This window comes from Shewanella sp. T24-MNA-CIBAN-0130 (assembly GCF_040310185.1).
Lineage (GTDB): Bacteria > Pseudomonadota > Gammaproteobacteria > Enterobacterales > Shewanellaceae > Shewanella > Shewanella psychromarinicola.
This window is the reverse complement of sequence record NZ_JBEOPP010000329.1, coordinates 1-269: the sequence shown is the minus strand read 5'-3', so window position 1 is coordinate 269 and position 269 is coordinate 1. Positions and strand designations below refer to the sequence as shown.

Genomic DNA, 269 nt, shown 5'->3' with positions numbered 1-269 from the left:
ACATAAAACCATGCACGCTTCGATGTCTTGTATGCTCTATTTGTGAAATATTTTTTAGCTGGTCATTGATGGTTTCAATGATAAATCGACGTGAAAGCATCGCTCTATCCCATAGGGATAATGCATTAGCTTTCATGTTTTTACGGACATTATTGACGATCGTAACACCTTGTTCGAGTAAGTCGCTCGCCAGTGCTTTGCTAATGTAGCCTTTGTCGGCATAAAGTTTATCCATTGAGTTAACCACCATCCCCGATACAGGCTGAGTG

General features: G+C 40.9%; 1 protein-coding gene. It reads right to left on the bottom strand.

Annotation, left to right across the window (positions count from 1 at the left end; translation table 11 throughout):
- The coding region (locus AAEZ02_RS22590; protein ID WP_351125291.1) for a transposase at positions 1-269 on the bottom strand (269 nt) is incomplete at both ends.